The sequence below is a fragment of the Nocardia sp. NPDC088792 genome (assembly GCF_044750615.1).
In the GTDB taxonomy this organism is placed as follows: domain Bacteria; phylum Actinomycetota; class Actinomycetes; order Mycobacteriales; family Mycobacteriaceae; genus Nocardia.
This window is the reverse complement of record NZ_JBIVKC010000003.1, coordinates 333,721-352,706: the sequence shown is the minus strand read 5'-3', so window position 1 is coordinate 352,706 and position 18,986 is coordinate 333,721. Positions and strand designations below refer to the sequence as shown.

Sequence of the window (18,986 nt, the reverse complement as noted above, 5' to 3'; positions counted from 1 at the left end):
GTCGGTCTCCCTGCCCTTTGAGTGATCGTCTGCCTTCAGATTACCTTCCGAGCCCTCTTGCACTCTCCTCTCGAGAGTGCTAAAAATTATCTCTGTCAGATGACAGAGATAATCTGAATCCTCTTCGATCGAGAATGGAGTGAGTTGGAGGTGGCGACCATGCTGATGCGTACCGATCCCTTCCGTGACCTGGATCGTTTGACGCAGCAGGTCTTCGGCACACCGGCGCGTCCGGTAGTCATGCCGATGGATGCCTGGCGCGAGGGAGACGAGTTCTTCGTCGAGTTCGATCTGCCCGGTATCGACCCCGATTCCCTGGACCTGGACGTCGAACGCAATGTGGTCACCGTGAAGGCCGCACGCCCGGAGCTGGATCAGGGGCGGTCGATGATCGCCGCGGAACGCACCCGCGGCGTGTTCTCCCGCCAGCTGTTCCTGGGCGAGAACCTCGACACCGACGCGATCCGCGCCGACTACCGCGACGGCGTCTTACGGCTGAGCATCCCCATCGCGGAGAAGGCCAAGCCCCGCAAGATCGAGGTCACCCGCACCGAACCGGACCGCCAGGCCATCAACGCCTGAACGCGCCCGCTAACCCGGGAGGCCCCGCGATGGGGTTTGCCCGACAACACATTTCGCAATCTCTTCCGTCGACGGGTGAGTCCGTTCAGTCCCAGACTTGCGGGCTCACCCGGCCCTTCCGCCCCCACGAGACAGCACCAAATGTGCCAGGTTCGAGAGAGGAGACCGCTATGAGTGTCATCGTTCCGGCCGGTAGTGACCTCGACCGCGCCGAACAGCACACCCCTGTCTACGACCGCGACCGCGACAGCGGCCTGGACGGCGCGGCGCTGCGGCCGCCGGCCGAGCAACTGCGCGCGGCACTCGACACCGCCGAGCTCGCCGACCGGATCGAGCAAGCCTGGATCGTCCCGTACGACGACGACCGGGACGACACCCTCCACGACGACCACCTTCATGACGACCTGACCCGCTGAACATCCCCGTCCAGACGGTATGAGGACCCACCGAGATTGGGGCCGTATGCCTCGTTCTGCCAAGCCTCGTGGGTGAAACGGTCGTTTTTGTTTAGGCTGGGGGTATGCCGCGCCTCGGTGATGAACTCTGGGCCCAACGTCGTCGCCATGTGCTCACGAGTGCGTGGACGTCTTTCGCGCGCGACGGCTTCCATGCGACGTCGATGGATCAGATCATCGCTGCGACCGGCATGTCCTCGAGTGCTGTGTACCGCTACTTCCGTAGCAAGGACGATCTCATCGACGCCACGGCGCAGGAAGCACTCGAGCTAATCGGTGGTTTGTTCGCGCGGCTGATGGCCGCTGATCCTCCGCCGACGCCCGATGAAACGCTGAGGATGCTCGTCACCGATTTGCGCGGCAGGTCCGAGCAGGAGGGCTACGACCTTTCACAGTTGGCGATGCAGGCGTGGACCGAGGCCCTGCGGCGGCCACACCTGCACGAGATGGTCACTGCCTACTACCGTTCCACCCAGGCGAACTTCACCGAACTCGCACGACGATGGCAGGCCGCCGCATACCTCGGCCCAACTGCCGATGTCGATGCTGTCGCAGCGTTGCTGACCACCATGATGCCCGGCTTGATCGTGCTCGAGCATCTCGGTGACGGCACTTCCGCGGCTCAGCTGATCGCGGGCATCAGCGGGCTCGCTTCGGCGGCAACACCTGTGGAGAATGTCCGTGCCGCGGCTCCGGAACGGCCCGCGCGACGCCGTTCCTGAGCACTGCACCCGGTCGTCAGCGCATCGGCGTGAGCAGTTCCTGCCGTGGCGGCCAATCCGCCAGGGAGATAATGGATTCGGCGAAGCTCCGCAGGTGGATGCTGCGGTGGTGTGCGTCCATCGCGGCCTGGTCGATCCACGATTCGTAGACGACGATCGCGTTCGGATCATCGATCGCCGTGTGAACGAGATAGGCCAGGCATCCGTTCTCTTGCCGGACGACGGGTTGCAGCGACCGCATTCTGGCCGACACCTCGTCTCGGTGGCCCGGCAGCGCCGTGAGCCGGGAGACCGCGCACACGGTGGAATCACTTGTCAGGGCGGCAATTCCGGTGACACCTGCGCCCAGCCAGGGCGAGTCGAACTCCACAGCGCCGGCACCGAGCCCGTGAGGTTGGGCGCTGTAGAAGCGCAGGCGAAGTCCATCGGGGTCGCCGACCACCAGCAGCCAGCCGACCAGCGCGACGATCGGCGGCGAGTGCGGGATACCGAGGGCGTCGAGTCGTGCGGCCCAGTCATCGATGGCGGCTCGATCCGCGACGGACAAGGTAAGTAGGTCATAGCCTTTGAGGGCCTGGGCCATCGGCGGATCGAGCCGCAGTTCCAGGCGGCCGGGCAGGCCGGGAACGTCGAGAATCACGGCGAACAGCGTGCCGTCGCCACGGCGGTGATCCAACTCGGGCAGCCGCCGCGCGCCCAGAACCGCGCGATACCAGTCGGTACTGCGCTCGAGATCGGTGACCGGCAACTTGATGTGATGGATTCCGCCGTGCGCCGGGTTCGCGAGGCTGCTCATGGTCGACTCCAGGTGGTTTGCTTGATTCGGTTGTGGCGCAGGGGGTTACCGCGCGGAGAGAAACCCGTTGGACAGATCCTCGAGAGTGCCGTCGACAGTGGGTGATGCGTTGGCTGCGGCCAGGTATCCGTCGGGGCGTACCAGCAGCGGTCCGTCGAGACCGGGCAGACGCCGAACGACCAGCGCCGACTGCGGGGCAGGCCGCTCGGGCTGCGGCGTGCCGGCGTCCGGTAAGGCCAGCGTCCAGTTCAGGCCGGCGGAGGGAACGATTCGCGGCGAGACACGTCCACCCACGCGGGGCGCCCCCTGGTCGGGTTCCTCGGTGTACGCGATGTCGAGCTGGGCGAGCTTGCGGGCGATCCGCGCGGTGACCCCGGGTACGGCTGCGGCTGCGGCGAGGACGCGGTTGCGTATATCCCCCGCCGCCGGGTCTCGCATATTCGCCAGTGCGGCGAATTGGCTGGTGAACGAGACCATCCCGGCGGCGATCGGGTGCCGCTCGCGGTGATAGCTGTCCAGCAGTTCTTCGGGTGCGAGCCCGCACAGCACGGCATGCAGTTTCCAGGCCAGGTTTCCGGCGTCCTGGATGCCGGTATTCATCCCCTGCGCTCCGGCCGGGCTGTGCGTGTGAGCGGCGTCGCCGACCAGGAACACATTCCCCGCACGGAACCGCGCCGCCACCCTCTCCTGTACGTGGTAGGTCGACGCGGCGACCACTTCCAGCACCCGAGGCGTATTCGAGCGCGAACCGCGTTCGGCGAGAAGCTGTTCGAGGTCTGAGAGCGTCGGGGGTTCCGGGCTCGGAGTCGAGGCGACGATGCGATGCAGACCGCCTGCCAGGGGCGAGAGCAGCAGCATCCCGGCGGAGAGATAGAAGGTGGCGTCCTGCCCGGCGGTATTCCCGAGGTCGAGCCGGACGTCGGCGACAGCGAATCGCTGCTCGTGCGTATCGCCCGGGAAGGCGATATCCGCTGTTGTGCGGACAGCACTGTGGACGCCGTCGCAACCGACGATGTAGCGGGCCGAAACCGCATGCAGCACACCGTCCGGACCCGCAACCGTGCCGATCGAGCCGGGGAAGCCGGCGCTCGCGCCGAGGAACCGGTGATCGCGATATACCGTGCCGCCCAACTCGTTCAACCGCCGCAGCAGGTGTTCTTCGGTGACCTGCTGGGAGATCAGCAGAACATACGGGTACGGCGTGTCGAGGTCGTCGTAACAAGCGCGCAGCAATGTCTTCTCACGATCGTGCACGCGAAACCCGCGACCGCGAGCACCTTCCTGAATCAGCCACTCGCTGACGCCGATCCGTTCCAGGTACTCCAGGGTCCGCGGTTGAACGGCCGCCGCCTTGCTGCCCGGCCGGATCCCGGTAGCACGGTCGATGACCAGGTGGTCCACGCCCAATTGGCGCAGACTCGCCGCGAGTGTCAGGCCCGCGGGACCGGCGCCGACGATCAGCACATCGGTCCGAACGGGCAACAACGGAGCAGATGATGTCGGCGCCATCGCGCCCTCCTCAACCTATGAACGGCGTGTGCGAGAAGAAATCCCAAAACCTTAAGCGAAACGATCGTTTCCGTATGAGTAAAGCGTAGTACTCGACGAGCCCATAACGCAAACGTTCGTTGCCCTTTGCTGCCAGAAGGAGAGGGGAGCGAAGGCTCCGCACAGTTGCACCCAAGTGCCAGTTAGCACTACAGTGCCAACAAGGAGGCATCATGAGTACCGTGCGTGGGGCAGGACAGATTTCCTTCAGCCGTGGCTGGCATCGGATCGGTGAGCACACCTGGACCTGGCTGGAACCGGATGGCGGCTGGGGCAAGGCGAACGCGGGTCTGGTGCGCGACCAGGGCCACGCGCTCCAGGTGGACACGCTGTTCGACCTGCGTCACGCCCAGCACATGCGCGATTCGCTTGCTGACGCCGTACCTGACACCGTGATCGAGACCGTCGTCAACACGCACGCCGACCCCGATCACTGCTGGGGAAACCAGCTGTTCCCAGAGGCAGCCATCGTCGTCTCGGAGCACACCGCACGGGAGATGAGACACGGACACCGGCCCGGACCGTACCGGCAACTGCTGGCCGATGACCGGGATCCTGGTCTGCAGCACTATCTCCGCGAGCTGAACACCGGCTTCGGTTTCGAGGACATCGAGCTCCCGCCACCGAGCCGAACGTTCAGCGGGACCCTCGACATCGCCGTCGGCCGTATCACCGCCAGGCTCGTCGACATCGGAGCCGCGCACACCGAGGGCGACACCGTGGTATGGGTCCCCGAGGATGAGGTGCTCTACTCGGGTGATCTGCTGTTCTCCGGCGTCCACCCCGTCATGTGGGGCGGCCCCATCGAGAACTGGATCGCGGCCTGCCGCACCATGGAGGAACTGCGCCCCCGAGTGGTCGTCCCCGGGCACGGACCCGTCATGGACAGCCGCGGGATCAGCGAGTTCCGTGGCTACCTGGACTACCTCGCGACCGAGACGACCCGCCGTTTCGAGGCCGGTATGCCCTGGCAGGAAGCAGCCGTCGACATCCCGCTGGACCGGTGGAACTGGGGATACCCGGAGCGAATCGCCGTCACGGTCGCCACCGTGTACACGCAGCTGGCCAAGGAACCGAGAATTCCGTTCGAATCTATCCTCGCCGCACAGGCGGCCATCGCGAGCGGCTCCCAGCGCCGATCGCGAATCGCCCCCTTGCGTACCGCGGAGCTGGACGAGCGCGCGGCCAATCTCGTTCGGCTGCCGCCCTCCGGCGGTGACCTTGCACAACGGCTCGGACAGCATCCACCGCTGAATCTCTTCTCGGTACTTGTACGGCAACCGGATCTGTTCGAAGCCTGGCTGCCGCTCGCCATGCGGATCTCGGACGGATCGCTGCCCGCGGCTGACCGTGAGCTCGTCGTGCTGCGGACGGCGCTGCGGTGCGGATCCCGCTACGAATGGCAACAGCACGCGCCGGTAGCACTCGCGGTGGGTCTCGGTGAAGCCGATCTCCGGAGGATCGTGAATGGGCCCGACGCTTCGGGTTGGACCGCACAGCACAAGGCGCTGCTGCGGTGCGTCGACGAACTGCACGCGATGTCCACCATCAGCGAAGCCACGTGGCAGGAGCTGGCCGAACACTACGACGAACCCCAGCTCGTCGAACTCGTCATGCTGGTGGGCCACTACCATCAAGTGGCATTCGTACTGAACGCCCTGCATGTTCCGCTCGATCCTTGGACCGGTCCCAGCACGTTCCCCGCAGTCCCGACCGCCTGACTCGACTTCGATAGAGGTACTGCGTGATGACTCACCCCGCGCGGGAAGACCGGCGAGATCGTCGGCGGCGCGAGCTGCGTGCACGCATCGAGTCGGCGGCGCTGGACCTGTTCGTCGCCCAGGGCTACCGGGCGACGACCATGGACCAGATCGCCGAACAGGCGGACACACCGAGGCGAACTCTGTTCAACCATTTCCCGCGCAAACGGGACATCGTCGATATCTGGACCGATCGCCGCCGCGACCTGCTGTCCTCGATGTTCGATGAGCAGTCGCTGGCTCACCTTTCAGCCCGGCAACGCCTGACCCGTCAGTTCGAGACCCTGGCCAGGATCAACACCGACGATCCCGCCCTGGCTCGGGTGATCGTCACGGGCCGGCTCGCCGAGATGGAGACCCTGGAGGAGGCCGTCCCGGTTTTCGACGCACTGCGCAGCTCGGTTCTGCTCGGTCAGGAAGCCGGCGAGTTCAGCGATCACGTGCCTGCCGAGACCGTCGCCGAGGTGCTCACCGGTTGCTACACCGACACCCTGGAACGCTGGATCTTCGGCTCGCAGCAGTCCGCCCCGACGCTGGATGATCGGCTGCGGGTCAAGCTGGAGCTGATACTCGATGGACTCAGGCGTTGAGGAAGCGATCGCGGTGGGTCTCGCACGATTCTGCAGGTTCGATGTCGAGCACCGTCGAGCGGATAGGGCCGTAGGCGGTGGAGTAGAACTTTGCGAGGGCGGCGGTGGGGTCCGCGCGACAACGGCACCCGCACCGAAGTCGCCCCCGGCTCCTGCCATCCGCACCGGCCCCGTGATCGCACTGCCCGGAGCGCTCCCCACTGCACTTGAAAACGACTGCGGCCCACACCCACTCGCGGCCGGGCAGTCCATCGAGATTCTGGCTACCGACTATGCCCAGCCCGCGGTGTAGTAGTTCCCGAATCGCTGACGGACAACGTTCTTCTGGCTCTTGCCGGTCGACCTCCTGGGCAGCTCGTCCACGATGATCATCGCTTTCGGCACCTTGAAGGGGTCGAGGCGCTCCGCCGAAAACCGGCTCTCGCACCCGGTGGGCCGAAACACGGGGTCCCGTCACCGGCAAGGCGTAAAACGCTGCCACACAAGGCAAGACACGGCCCCCGTGACCATGGTCACGGGGGCCGTGCGCTGTTCAAGGAGCAAGTGTGCCGACCCCGGAGTTGTAGATCACCCATCGTTCCGGTGACTGCAACTTGTACTCGCGCCAAGTCTCGAAGTGGTAGTAAAACTCTCCTGTAGTGATACCGAGGTTGGTTCCGACCGATCAGCGTTTCGCCAACAACAGATAAGAGGCGTTCTGCTGCGACAGCCCTGACAACGCAACAGTTCTGAACTGGGTGTAGTGATCAGGGGGCAACGTCACGCAACCTTCTCAGCAGCAGTTACGGCAGGCGCCTCCTACCCACACAGCTAACATTCGCTGACCGGAACTCCCGGGAACCGGACTCCACGATTCGGTGTCAGATTCCGATTCGGAACCCGGGAATCCCCAGAAAGCGACGGGCAGCCGCGGGAGCCCTTCGGATAACCAAACCTACTGTGCCGCTGGTGATCAGGCCGAAACAGGCTGGTCGATCCGACCGCCCTCGCTTGTCCTGTGTGCGACATGGGGTGCCCGGTGCCTCGACGGTGGCGGTGCGCCGGTGCGGGCAGTTCACGGATGGGTGGGCGGCAGACCGAAGGAGTTGTGCTGCCGGGCGTGATCACCGATATTGCCGATGTTCGCGCCTCGCGCGTCCACAGTGATGCTTCGCGCAAACTCGAACTGCGGGTCATCGATCGCCTTCATGATGTTCTCCGCGATTTCGTACACGGCTGCGATATCACTACTCACCAGAACCGTATTCGACGCGCCCGCGGTCTCGATGATGAGTGCGAACAACTTGTTCTTCGTATTCGTCAAGGCGCGGATCAGTCGGAAGGTGCCTGCGGCGAACACGATGAGAAAGACCAACCAGCCGACGCCGGAGCCCAACACGAGGCCCGCGATAATTGCCGGGATCACTCCGGTCAACACGATCTTCAGGTAATCCCTGACGGGCGTCGTGCGGGGTGGCACGACCTCGCGCGGGCCTACCCGGGCGATATTCTGCAGCGGATACGCATCGTCGCCGATCCAGAGCACCCGCCGACTGATTCTGACCCCGATGGTCCTGTACTCGTCACCACTGGACACCGAGATCCCCCCGCCCCTTCATGTCGGACGCGGGCCCGGGCACCGCGCCGAAAGTATTGTTCTGACGCGCATGATCACCGATATTGGCGATGTTCGCACCCCCCGCGTTCACCACATAGGTTCCCGCGCGGCTTCCCGACGAATCGGACAGTTCGAGCAATTTCCTTGCCGCAGTGAGTATTTGCTCGTCGCGGTCGGCGCCGGTCTCGGTCACGAGCTTGGTCAGCGGCCCTTGCCATGCATCCGGATCCGTCCCGTGCTGGGCCAACACCAACTCCGCCGGGGCATTTCCGCCGAATACGCGCGCCAGCCCCGCTTTCAGCGCGCGGTACGCGTCCGTCACCGCCGTCGAGGCGCTCTCTCCCGCCCCTTTCGCCGCGCCCGCGGCCAACGCCGTCACAATCATGGTCACCGGATCCATCCCGCCGAACCTCTCCCGCCTGCAACACCCCCGCCGTATCGCGGGTCGCCGATCACTGAACCAAGCCGCAATCGTCCAGACAAGAGCGCACGGAAACAATAACCATCGGTCTCGAACTACACGTCCCAACAACGCCAAATCGCTTCCATCTGAACGCATTACGCGACACTCGTCATCGTGTCGCCTGGTTCGATCGCTCGGTTACATTGCCAGACAACAGCTCTCGCAACCATTAGCGTCTCGACGAGTGCGCGAGTAAGCGATATGCCGGAGGTCAGGTAGGTGCTGTGCAGTGCCGAATTGTCTCGACCTGGTCACATTTCCCGCTCTCATCGTGACTCGGACAACCGATCGACGGGCATCGACCGGCCGTCTAGAGACCTGGATATCCCATCACCCCGACGCCCGTTACCTTCCGCAGCCGCCGCTCGTCATATGAGCGACGGCCGGACGACCCGGTCGCGGATCCGAATTACTGGTCACCGCCGACGACGCGCCCACCACCGAACAAACGGTGGCGCGTGCCGACGCGGTGGGCATCGCGTTGCTCGTTGTGCTGGACTCGCTCACGCCGAACGAGCGTCTGGCCTTCGTCCTGCACGACGTCTTCGCCTTGCCCTTCACCGAAATCGGCCAGATTCTCGGCAAGTCCGCCGACGCCACCAAGATGATCGCCAGCCGCGCCCGCCGGAAGGTGCAGGCCGGCGAACCGGCGCCGGGTGATGGGCGCGCACGGCGCGTGGTTGCCGAAGCATTCAGCGCAGCCGCGCTGGGCGGTGACTTCGAAGCATTGCTCCGAGTGCTCGACCCGGAGGTGCGGCTTCAGGTCGAGACGCCCTCCGGCGTCTTCGTCACGCTCGGCGCGACCGCGGTCGCCGCCGCGGCCCGCGCGTTCGCGGGCGAAGTCGCACTGCACCAAGCTGTTCTGGTCAACGGCCGCGCCGGCTACATCTCCCGCCGCGGAGACGGCACGCCGCTATCGGTCACCACGTTCACGATCGCGAACGACCGGATCATCGGCATCGACATCGTGGCGGACACGGTCCGGCTCACGGCGATTCGGCTACCCGACGCGGTCTGAGGGCACCCGGCTAACTCGTCGGCGGTGGTGCGGGTGAGGCGGTGGGGCCGGGTGCGCGTGGTTACGAAGTGTTTGCCGGCGTAGTCTCATACCGCTTGGTTTGTCTTTACCTGCAAGGTAATTGCCGACTGAGCGGTCGAGGCCGAGGATCGTCGGCATGGTTCGAATCGGCGTAATGCTGCCCAGCCGGGAGACCGCCATGACCGGCGCTCACGATGCCGCGGGCCTGATCAAGTTCGCGATAGCGGCCGAAGCCGCGGGATTCGACTCGGTATGGATCGGAGACTCGCCCTTGGCTCGGACGCGCGTCGATCCGCTGCCGCTGCTGGCCGCCGTCGCGGCGACCACCTCCCGGGTGCAGCTGGGCACGGCCGCGTGGACCGCGACCCTGCGCCACCCGCTGCTCGGCGCGCACACCGCCGCGACCGTGGATCAGCTCAGCGCAGGCAGGCTCGTACTCGGTGTGGGCGCCGGATTCCCGCTGCCGGAGAGCCGGGAGGAGTTCGCGGCGCTCGGGGTCTCGTTCGGCGAACGGGTGGGGAGATTGGATGAGACGGTCGCGATCTGGCACGCAAGCTGGTCCGGCGCCACGGGTTTCGACGGCCGCTACTGGAAGCTCGACGATCTGTCGGCCACGCTGCCCGCCGCGAGCCCCGCCGGGCCGCCGGTGTGGTTGGCCGGCAGCGACACCCCTCGCGTATTGCAGCGAGTCGCCCGGCACTACGACGGCTGGCTGCCGTTCCTGCCCAGCGTGGACGCCTACGCCCGGGCCTGGACGGCCATCGGTGAGCTGACGGACCGCCCGATCACCGCCGCCATGTACGCGACGATCAACCTCGATCCGGACGCCGCCAAGGCGCGCGCCGAACTCGACGGGTACGTCCACCACTACTATCGCCGCTCACTCGACGTAATGGCCACGGTCCAAGCCTATTTCGGCGGTTCGGGCGAGGAATGCGCCGACTGGCTGAGCCGCTACCTCGACGCAGGCGCCGAGCATCTGGTCCTGCGCATCGGCTCACTCGGCGCCCAGCGTCAACTCGAGGCGCTGGCCGAGATACTGCCCGCATTGCGGCAAGGTAGCTCGGCGCCGATTCGGAAGATCAACGCGCCGTGATCGTCTCAGGGATGTGCGCGGGGGTAAGGGGCGGTCATCATCACTTCGTTGTCCGTCAAGGACGCCACGGTCAGGTCGACCTCGGGGATCAGCTGCGCCAGATTGTCCCGGCGCGCCCAGCCATTGCCTTCGGCCAGGAAGAGAATGGCGTGCTCGCCGTGCACACCGGATTGTTCCTCGAGAGAGACATTGAGGACCAGCTCTGAGCCGGACTTCTCGACACTGCTCTGCATTCGGCCGAGCGCGATTTCCCTTGCCGTGTACCAGCTTTCCGTGAACACCGGAATCTCGACATTCTGGAAGGTCTGCGTCATCGACTGCCGCATCGTGCGATGGGGAATGTGATAGACGCAGGCGCCGTAGCCGATAGTCGACGGGAGCCAGCCGCGCTTCATCATCTGATAGAGCGCGGTCACGGCCGCCGTATTGACGAACGGGCCGCCGTCCCGGGCGCGCAGTGCTCCCGGCTGCGGCCGGAAGCGCAATGCGGTGCCACTGACCTGGTATTCGTGTTCCTCGCCGCCGAGGTTCGAGCGTTGGACCATTGTTTTGAGATGGATGCCATCGGCTCCCAGCATGGCGGCTTCATCCCGGAGTCGGTGCAGGGCATTGTCGATGCCGAGCATGATCGCGCCGCTGTAGGTGTCCAGCTCCCGCGGCGTCTTCCAGCCGGTCACCTGGAGACCGCCGATATGCACCACGGACATTCCGATGACCGCGCCGACCGGTTCGAAACCCATTTGGTCCCAGAGCAAGAACGAGGAATGCCCGAGGAAGGACGTCGCGGCAGCACCCTGCTGTAGCGAGTGATGCAGACGCCACTGCCCGGCTTGCGGGATGGCGGAACCCTGCGATGGAACGGTCACCACCCGAACGATAACAGCGCACCGCGCGCAAGACCCGGACATCGCCGACACCGGCGGCAGCTGTAAGCCCGGTGAAATGGCCGGCTGCGATCGTCGTCGCGACAGCTATCGAGGGGACTGGAGATTCCGCATGAACACCATACGGTTCGGCCATCACTGGGCGGCGACAACGGGTGGCATCATGGCCCTGGTCGCCCTCACCGCGAGCGGGTGCGGTCATGACACCGCGGGGACACCGACGGGGGTGGCGAATGTTCCGGCGGCCACCGCCACACCGGCGCTCACAGCCAGTGGCGCACCGACAGGATCCACCGTCACCTGCGGGTCCGGGACGAGTGCCCCCGACGCCGCGCACACCGCCTCCGATTCGCCTACGCCCGAGGGCATTTCGCGATCACTGCATCAGATCGGCTGGTGGGGCGGCATGTCGATCACCGTGCGCCGCGCAACCGTGAACCGCGGCGGCGCCCTCACCCTCGATGTCACCTACGCCAATCTCGGCGACCAGGCCGCGTCGCCCAGCGCGACGGCGACGATCCGGACCGCGAGCAAGAGTATCGAGACGACCAGCACCGTGCCGGAGATCCCCGGCGGCGGCAATGCCCCGGGAACCATCACGGCCGACCTGGCCGACACCTCGTGCGATCTCTCGGCCGTATTGGACAACGTCGCACTGATCTACGGCGGTCCCGCCGACAACCAGACCACCATCCCGCTGAACCCCGCGACCTCCGTGGACAGCGTCGCCCCGCGGACAGTGCCGCTGACGACCCATATGGCCCAGGACCAGATACAGATCGATCCGAGTGGAGCCACGATCACGCCGAGCTACGTGGCGGGTGAACGCAACAAGACGACGGTCGCGGTGAAGATCAAGGTCACTTGCGGATCCAGTTGCGCCGCAGGCGGTTACAACGTCGACCGGGAAGAATTCTCGCTGCGGGCACCGGACGGCAGCACCGTGACCGCCGATACCCGCAGCCCCTACTGCTGCGACGCACTGTATCCGGAAACCGTCAGCGACAGCGCGCGGAACATCCTGGTCTTCGTGGTCGCCTCGCCGGTCAGCGGCAAATACACCCTCTCCTACAACAACAAACAGCTCACCGACGCCGGCACCCTGCCCGCCGTCGCGGACCTGGCCCTCTGATGTCAGGCCAGGCGTTCGGCGGCGGCGGTGGCCAGGCTGGTCAGGGTGTCGTCGGAGAGCGGGTGCTGGGAATAGCCGGTCAGGCGGAATACCGAATTGCCGACCAGCACATCGATTATCGAATTGTCGGTCTTCAGGACCGCGCCGTCACCGATGGCGAGCTGTCGCTCATCGGCGGCGGGCGGGAGGTGCTGGTGGATGGCATCGGCGAAGGCCTTCGAGGTGGCCGCCGAGAAGTACGAGAGGCTCAGGTCCGGGATGCCCTCCGGGAGATTCTCATCCGGCCGGGTCCAGTCGCATTTGTGCAGTCCGAGGGCATTCACACCGGGCGCCGGAGTGGCAGCGCCGCCCAGGGCCGGCGTCAGCTCGGCGCTGGTCAGCAGCGAACACGGGTCCTTGCTGAAACCGGCCGCCGTCACCGTGGGGACGGTCGGACCGGTGGTGGCCGGCTGTTTGTCGCTCTGCCCGCAGGCGGTGAGCGAGAGCAGCACTCCCGTGGCAGCCGCTAGGGTCACGCAGGTTCTCCAGCTCGACATCGGTCGGTCCTTTCGCAGGGGTGGATCGGGTGCGGCCCCGAATGCTCGCAGGCGGCGATTTCAAAGCCATTTCAATGCGGGACGGTCAGGCGTACAGGCGCTCGCGGACGCTCGGCGCGAGCAGCCCGGGGTCGTGGGCGAGGATTCGGCGTTCCAGGCTGCGCAGCGCCGGCCCGGGTTCGACGCCGATATCGCGGACCAGCAGCTGCCGTGCGCGCCGCAGCTCCGCCAGCGCCTCCGCTTGGCGTCCGCCGCGATAGAGCGCGAGTGCCAAGAGCTCCCAGCGGCGTTCCCGATATGGTCCGGCGGCGACTGCGGTGCGCGCCGCGGCGATCACCGTGGCCGTGTCGCCGTCGGCGAGCCGCGCCGCGAGGAGTTCTTCGCTTGCCGCTTCGAACAATTCGGCCAGGGCGTGCCGCGGGCCCATCAGCTGCAGCGAGCCGCCCAGATCGGCCCAGGGCTCCCCGCGCCACAGGGCAAGCGCCGCTTCGAAGGTGGTGGCGGCTGCCGCCGGGTCACCATTGTGCAGTTGCGCGATGCCGCGTGCCACCCGCTCACCGAAAAGGTCACCGTCGGTCATGCCGGGCCGCAGCAACAGCGCATAACCGGATTCCGTGCGCGGCAGCAGCATTCGGCCGTCGGGTCCGAGGGCTTCGCGGAGCCGCCAGGCGATCACCCGCAGCGTTTCGACGACCCGCGCGGGCGGGTGCTCCCAAATGTGTTCCGCCATGGCATCATCGGAGACCGGTTGCCCGGCGGCGGCGATCAGGCCGGCCAGCATGCGCCGGGACACCCGCCCGCCGATGCCGAGGGTGGCGCCATCGCGTTCGACCTGTGTCGGCCCCAATATCCGGAAGAACAGTGCGGGTGGACGTTCCGTCGTCATGACCCGATCGTTGCCGTCGGCACGTGGATTCACGTCCGCGGGACTACTCAGCCGCGGTACTCAGTTCCGGCGATTGGTGGCCGTCCATGCCGCGATCCGGGCGCGGCTCGCGAAACCCAGCTTGGCCAGAATGTGCTGTACGTGGTTCTCGGCGGTGCGTTCGGCGATATGCAGCGCGGCCGCGATCTGCTTGTTGGTCAGTCCACGCGAGACCAGTTCCGCGATCTCACGTTCCCGGCGGGTCAGCGGGCCCGGCGCGCCATCGGCCAGGGATTCGGCGAGTTCCCGGCAGCGTTCCGCCAGCGGGATCATGCCGATCTCCGCCGCGCCGGCGGCGGTCGCCGTCGCTATCGCGGCCGCTTCGTCCTGGTCGCCGGGCCGGCGGCGGCGCGCCAGCACTCGGGCCAATTCGAATCGGGCCTCGAACTCGGCCGGCCGCAATCCGGTCTGCTCATTGCGTTCGATTGCCTTGCGCAGATGCCGTGCCGCGTCGTCGAGCCTGCCGAGCGTCGCCGCGCAACGGCCGAGCGGCAGTTGGACGCTGCCGCGCACGGCGGTGATTCCCGCACCGTTGCACGCGAACAGGTCGCCGTGCGGTGCGAGCCTGCGATAGAGGTCGGCCGCCATCCCCCGATCGTCGAATTCGGCTGCCAGCGCCGCGGTGTCGGCCAGGACGGTCAGCAGGATGAAGATCGGCAGCGAATCGAACGGCAGCAGGGTCCGGTAGAGCTGTTCCGCCTCGGCCCGGCGGCCGACACCCAGCACCATCACCGCACCGAAGGCGCGCAGCGGCGGGAAGGCCGCGGCCGCACCCCGGCAGTAGTCGTCCGCGTGTTCCCGGCCGCGGCCGGTCGGCACATCGACCATCGCGAGGAAACCCTCCGAGGGCCGGATCGCACCGATATGCGAGGCCAGCCGGGCCAGCGCCAGCGCCCGTTCGGCGAGATCCCGGGCCTCGTCGAAGCGTCCGCGCGCGAGGGCCAGCGCGGCGGCGCTGCGGGTGGCGTGCCAGCGCGCCAGCGGTGAACGCAAGATCTCGGCGCGACTGCCGGCCGCGACCAATTCGGTCTCCGCGTGGTCGATCCGGCCGAGCTGAACGAAGGCGTCGAAGCGCCAGATATGGCCCCAGAAGGCGGCGAAGTCATCGTCATCGGCCACGGCGATGGCGGTCATCCGGTCACCGAGCGTGACCCGCTCGTGCACGCCGTCGGGCCCACTGCGGGCGATCTGCCTGGCGCGCAACACTTCCCGCAGCGCCCGGCGATCACCTACCCGTTCCACCATCTCGAGGGCCGCGGCCGATCGCGCCTCGGCCTCGCCGGGCGAGCTGTAGGAGGCTTGGATCGCCCACAGCGCCAGCAGCCGGGCCCGCTGCGCGCTGTCGCCGTCCGGCAAGCGTTCGAAGGCCTCCTCGTGCAACGGTTTCCACGCTTGGATCCAGTGGTCGGTGATCCCTTCCAGGGCGAGTGCCGCATCGGCCAGGGCGGGCACATCGTCGACCGCGCGGGCGAGTTCGGCGGCCGCGAGCGCGGAACGGCGGGCGCCGTCGGTATCGGAGCCACGCGCCTGGGCCCGCGCCTTGCCGGTCAGCAGGCGGGCACGATCGCCCTCACCGAGTCCCGCATCGGCGGATACATCGGCGGCGCGGCCGAACAGCATCGCCGCTTCCTCCCAGGCGAGTTGCTTCATCGCCCGGTTCGCCGCCCGTTCGGCCCACCGCGCCGTCTCGGCCGGATCGCCCGCCGGCAGCGAGCCGAGCAGGTGGAACGCGATCTCGGCGACCCGATCGTTGGCGTCGACCCGCTGCATGAGGTAATCGGCCATGCGCCTGTGCAATTCGAGGCGCCGCGCGGTCGGGATCTCCAAGCGCGCGGTCTCGCGCACCAGATCGTGCTCGAATCCGCCTGTGCTGGAAAGGATTCCCCGCGCGCTCGCCTCGTCGAGCGCGGCCAGGACCGCCGGCACCCCGTATTCGGTGATCGCGGCCAGTGCTCCGGTGCCCGCTCCCGAACCGACCGTGGCCGCGGCGGCCACGATCTCGCGGCAGGCCGGGCCGAGCCGATCCAGCCGGCCCCGCACCGCATCCCGGACCCGTTCCGGCAGTACGGCATTCGCGTCCTTCGAGAGCAGCCGGGCCAGTTCCGTGACGAAGAAGGGATTGCCGCGGGTGCGGGCGCAGACCTCCGCGGCGGCCTGACCGTCGCCGATCAGATCGGTGAGCAGCTGCCCGACCTCCGATTCGCTGAGCCCCGCCAGCTCCAGCCGGCTCACCGCGGGCTCGTCCGCGAGCGCCGACAAGGTCTTCCGCAGCTCCTCCCGGCCGACGATCTCGGTATCGCGGTAGGTGGCGACGACCAGGATCCGCTCGTGACCGATGCTGCGCGCCAAGTAGGTCAGGTAGGCGAGGGATCCGGGATCGAGCCACTGCAGATCGTCCAGCAGCACGACCAAACCGGTATCCGAGGCGGCCCGCGCCAGATATTCGGTGACCGATTCGAAGACCGCGTACCGCTCGGCCGAGGACTCGGGTGCGACGAGCAGCTGTTCGGCGCCGTCATGCCAGGATTTCAGGATCTCGCGGAACGCCCAGTACGGCGGACTGCCCTCGTCGTCGAGTCCACGCCCCCGCACGTAGCGGATACCCCGCCCCCGCGCATCCTCCGCCAGCACATCGACGAGCCGGGTCTTTCCCACCCCGGGCTCGCCCGCGATCAGCGCAACCCGGCCCGCACCGGCGTCCACCGCGTCCAGCAGCTCGACGAGCGTGGCCAGCTCGCGTTCCCGCCCCACGAAAGGTGACCTACTGTGCCGCGTGGCTCCCTCCCTCCCTCGCCCGAACCCTAACAGTCCCTGCCCGCCATGGGATTCTGAAATGTCGATGCAAGGCCATTCTCGCAAACTGGGCGCCAGCAGAGCGCTGCAACGAGTTGGGAGATGGACATGTCCCTGGCGGATGCCGAGGTAGAGGTACTCATAGTCGGCGGCGGACCGGTCGGCCTGACCGCCCGCGCACTCCTGGAACGGTGGGGTGTGCGCACTCTGCTGGTCGAGAAACACCGTGAGCTGTCGCCATTTCCCCGATCCCGGCTGGTCAATGTGCGCACCATGGAGATCTTCCGGCGACTGGGAATCGCCGACGCGGTCACGGCCACGGCGTTCGCCCCCGAGTACGGGCGGGTGCGATTCCGCGACACCCTCCGCGCCCCGGACTTCGCCAGCGCGGCCATGATCGGGATCGATGGCCCGATTCCGGAGAGTCCCGTGGTCGGTGTCGTCACCTCGCAGGATCGGCTCGAACCACTGCTGCTGGCCGCTGCGGATGCGCCGATCGGGTTCGGCGTCGAATTGCTCGACCTGATCGATGAGCCCGACGGAGTGCAGGCTCGCCTGGTCGATCATCGCCGCGGGATGCGGGCCCGCGTACGCGCGCAGTATGTCCTGGCCGCCGACGGCGCGAATTCCACTGTCCGCCAACAGCTCGGGATCGGGACCACCGGGCCCGGCGCCATCGGGAGCAACAGCACCGTCGTGTTCGACGCCGATTTGAACGAGTGGCGCGGTGAACAGCCCGCGGGCGTCTACATGACGGCGCACGGCTTCTTCGGCCCGATGTATCCCGAGGGCGGTTGGGCCTGGGTGGGTAACGTCTCCGGCGAACAGGCGCTCGCCGATTGGGCCGAACTCGTCGCCCAGGCCATCGGTCCGGGCGAGGACATTCACATCGAGGTGATCCGGGTCCAGCCCTGGGTTGTGAATGCCTTTGTCGCGGAACGCTTCCGGCACGGCCGGGTGCTGCTGGCCGGGGACGCGGCACATGCCGTACCGCCCGCCGGTGGTCTCGGCATGAACACGGGTATCGGCGATGTGCACAACCTGTGCTGGAAGCTGGCCGGAGTCCTGTCCGGCTGGGCGGCACCGGGTCTGCTGGAAACCTATGCGGCCGAACGGCTTCCGGTCGCGCATCGGACCCTGGATCAGGCGGTGGCCAACTCCCGGCTGATGGCGCAGGCGCAACAGCGGCGGCACGCCCAGCTACAGGAGGGCACGACGCCCTCCGGGGAAGTCGAATTGCCTTGGTCGGAGCAGTATTTCGCCCAGCTCGGCCTGGTGCTCGGCGTCACGTATCGCTCGGCCGCCGTCCTCGCCGCCGAGGATGCCGCGGCCGACTCCGGCACCGACTACATCCCCACCGCCGAGCCCGGGCATCGAATGCCGCACCTGTGGCTCACCGGCGACCGTTCCACCCTCGACGCGATGGGCGAATGGTTCACCGTCTTCACCCCCGACCGGTGGCTGTGGAAGCAGCAACGATCCGGGGCTTATCCGGTGCGCTTCGAATCCCTCACCGCCGAACAGGCGGACGAATGCCGCCTCGGCCGGCACGGGGCATTGCTGGTCCGTCCCGATGGCCATATCGCCGCCGCCTGGTCCGACCGCCCATCCCGTGCCGACCTCCTTCACGACACCCTCACCACCGTCAACAGTCCCGGTAGTGCGGCGCCGGAAGGGATTACAGGCAATGATCGGTATGCCAGTCCATAACGTCACCCCAGGCCTGGATCGCCGGATCCAGGCTGTACACGAACGAGACGGGCACGCCATCCAGGACGGCGGTTTCGGCATAGCCCTCGATGACGGCATCGGTCTTGATCTCGGCCGGAGCATTCGCGCCGAACAGTTGCGCCCGCGCCGCCGCGGCCTGCGGGTCCGCCGGCGGCTGGCCGTGATACAGCGAGACTTCCAGGTCGGTCACGTACTCCGCCTCACCACACACGTCGTAAGCGGGTGCGGCCGAGACGGATCCGGCGGTCGCGATACTCCCGGCGATAATGCCCGCGGCACCGATAACAGCAGCTCGAAACATGGAATGCTCCTTGGTAGGTCGAAGATCTCGACGCCA

Annotated in this window: 18 protein-coding genes; 9 read left to right on the top strand and 9 right to left on the bottom strand. The window is 67.0% G+C overall.

From position 1 onward, the window contains the following. Positions 1 to 159: 159 nt before the first annotated feature. The 3 genes from ACIP5Y_RS19270 (at position 160) to ACIP5Y_RS19260 (ending at position 1,759) form a co-directional block, all read left to right on the top strand. Complete coding sequence (locus ACIP5Y_RS19270; RefSeq protein ID WP_400351610.1) at positions 160 to 582, top strand: Hsp20/alpha crystallin family protein; 423 nt, start codon at positions 160 to 162, stop codon at positions 580 to 582. Positions 583 to 752: 170 nt separating this feature from the next. Beyond that, the gene (locus tag ACIP5Y_RS19265) at positions 753 to 998 is read left to right on the top strand and encodes a hypothetical protein (protein ID WP_400351609.1); all 246 of its coding nucleotides are present in this window, start codon (positions 753 to 755) and stop codon (positions 996 to 998) included. A gap of 104 nt (positions 999 to 1,102) precedes the next feature. Then, positions 1,103 to 1,759 (top strand): TetR/AcrR family transcriptional regulator, encoded by a 657-nt coding sequence (locus tag ACIP5Y_RS19260; RefSeq protein ID WP_400351608.1) that lies wholly within the window; start codon positions 1,103 to 1,105, stop codon positions 1,757 to 1,759. A 16-nt stretch (positions 1,760 to 1,775) separates the two neighbouring features. On the opposite strand, the gene ACIP5Y_RS19255 is transcribed toward ACIP5Y_RS19260, so the two are convergent. Both ACIP5Y_RS19255 and ACIP5Y_RS19250 read right to left on the bottom strand, forming a co-directional pair. Beyond that, a complete protein-coding gene (locus ACIP5Y_RS19255; RefSeq protein WP_400351607.1) occupies positions 1,776 to 2,555 on the bottom strand; it encodes an antibiotic biosynthesis monooxygenase in 780 nt (259 codons plus the stop codon). A gap of 45 nt (positions 2,556 to 2,600) precedes the next feature. Continuing rightward, positions 2,601 to 4,064, bottom strand: coding sequence for an FAD-dependent monooxygenase (locus ACIP5Y_RS19250; RefSeq protein WP_400351606.1), 1,464 nt, complete (start codon positions 4,062 to 4,064; stop codon positions 2,601 to 2,603). A 212-nt stretch (positions 4,065 to 4,276) separates the two neighbouring features. On the opposite strand from ACIP5Y_RS19250, the gene ACIP5Y_RS19245 reads away from it, so the two are divergent. Both ACIP5Y_RS19245 and ACIP5Y_RS19240 read left to right on the top strand, forming a co-directional pair. Next, on the top strand, positions 4,277 to 5,824 hold the full coding sequence (locus ACIP5Y_RS19245) for an MBL fold metallo-hydrolase (protein WP_400351605.1): 1,548 nt from the start codon (positions 4,277 to 4,279) through the stop codon (positions 5,822 to 5,824). A 26-nt stretch (positions 5,825 to 5,850) separates the two neighbouring features. Beyond that, the gene (locus tag ACIP5Y_RS19240; protein ID WP_400351604.1) at positions 5,851 to 6,453 is read left to right on the top strand and encodes a TetR/AcrR family transcriptional regulator; all 603 of its coding nucleotides are present in this window, start codon (positions 5,851 to 5,853) and stop codon (positions 6,451 to 6,453) included. A gap of 1,054 nt (positions 6,454 to 7,507) precedes the next feature. Here ACIP5Y_RS19240 and ACIP5Y_RS19235 read toward each other — a convergent pair. Continuing rightward, positions 7,508 to 8,029 (bottom strand): DUF6232 family protein, encoded by a 522-nt coding sequence (locus ACIP5Y_RS19235; protein ID WP_400351603.1) that lies wholly within the window; start codon positions 8,027 to 8,029, stop codon positions 7,508 to 7,510. Beyond that, entirely contained in the window at positions 8,016 to 8,450 is a 435-nt protein-coding gene (locus tag ACIP5Y_RS19230) for a hypothetical protein (protein WP_400351602.1), read from the bottom strand. The genes ACIP5Y_RS19235 and ACIP5Y_RS19230 overlap by 14 nt, the downstream gene beginning before the upstream one ends. A 514-nt stretch (positions 8,451 to 8,964) precedes the next feature. Between ACIP5Y_RS19230 and ACIP5Y_RS19225 the strand changes: the two genes are divergently transcribed. Next, positions 8,965 to 9,531, top strand: coding sequence for a sigma factor-like helix-turn-helix DNA-binding protein (locus ACIP5Y_RS19225; protein WP_400351601.1), 567 nt, complete (start codon positions 8,965 to 8,967; stop codon positions 9,529 to 9,531). Positions 9,532 to 9,688: 157 nt separating this feature from the next. Then, positions 9,689 to 10,648: an LLM class flavin-dependent oxidoreductase gene (locus tag ACIP5Y_RS19220; protein ID WP_400351600.1), complete on the top strand. Its 960-nt coding sequence runs from the start codon at positions 9,689 to 9,691 to the stop codon at positions 10,646 to 10,648. Between the two features lie 5 nt (positions 10,649 to 10,653). Here ACIP5Y_RS19220 and ACIP5Y_RS19215 read toward each other — a convergent pair whose 3' ends face one another. Further along, on the bottom strand, positions 10,654 to 11,514 hold the full coding sequence (locus ACIP5Y_RS19215; protein WP_400351599.1) for a hypothetical protein: 861 nt from the start codon (positions 11,512 to 11,514) through the stop codon (positions 10,654 to 10,656). 130 nt (positions 11,515 to 11,644) lie between these two features. Between ACIP5Y_RS19215 and ACIP5Y_RS19210 the strand changes: the two genes are divergently transcribed. Further along, on the top strand, positions 11,645 to 12,664 hold the full coding sequence (locus tag ACIP5Y_RS19210) for a hypothetical protein (RefSeq protein WP_400351598.1): 1,020 nt from the start codon (positions 11,645 to 11,647) through the stop codon (positions 12,662 to 12,664). A 2-nt stretch (positions 12,665 to 12,666) separates the two neighbouring features. Here ACIP5Y_RS19210 and ACIP5Y_RS19205 read toward each other — a convergent pair whose 3' ends face one another. The 3 genes from ACIP5Y_RS19205 to ACIP5Y_RS19195 form a co-directional block, all read right to left on the bottom strand. Beyond that, positions 12,667 to 13,179: a hypothetical protein gene (locus ACIP5Y_RS19205; protein WP_400351597.1), complete on the bottom strand. Its 513-nt coding sequence runs from the start codon at positions 13,177 to 13,179 to the stop codon at positions 12,667 to 12,669. Between the two features lie 106 nt (positions 13,180 to 13,285). Then, complete coding sequence (locus tag ACIP5Y_RS19200) at positions 13,286 to 14,086, bottom strand: BTAD domain-containing putative transcriptional regulator (protein ID WP_400351596.1); 801 nt, start codon at positions 14,084 to 14,086, stop codon at positions 13,286 to 13,288. Positions 14,087 to 14,146: 60 nt separating this feature from the next. Continuing rightward, positions 14,147 to 16,876: an ATP-binding protein gene (locus tag ACIP5Y_RS19195; RefSeq protein WP_400351595.1), complete on the bottom strand. Its 2,730-nt coding sequence runs from the start codon at positions 16,874 to 16,876 to the stop codon at positions 14,147 to 14,149. A 144-nt stretch (positions 16,877 to 17,020) separates the two neighbouring features. On the opposite strand from ACIP5Y_RS19195, the gene ACIP5Y_RS19190 reads away from it, so the two are divergent. Beyond that, positions 17,021 to 18,628, top strand: coding sequence for an FAD-dependent monooxygenase (locus ACIP5Y_RS19190; RefSeq protein WP_400351594.1), 1,608 nt, complete (start codon positions 17,021 to 17,023; stop codon positions 18,626 to 18,628). Here ACIP5Y_RS19190 and ACIP5Y_RS19185 read toward each other — a convergent pair. After that, positions 18,597 to 18,950, bottom strand: a complete 354-nt coding sequence (locus ACIP5Y_RS19185; RefSeq protein WP_400351593.1) for a hypothetical protein — start codon at positions 18,948 to 18,950, stop codon at positions 18,597 to 18,599. The genes ACIP5Y_RS19190 and ACIP5Y_RS19185 overlap by 32 nt on opposite strands. Positions 18,951 to 18,986 lie beyond the last annotated feature (36 nt).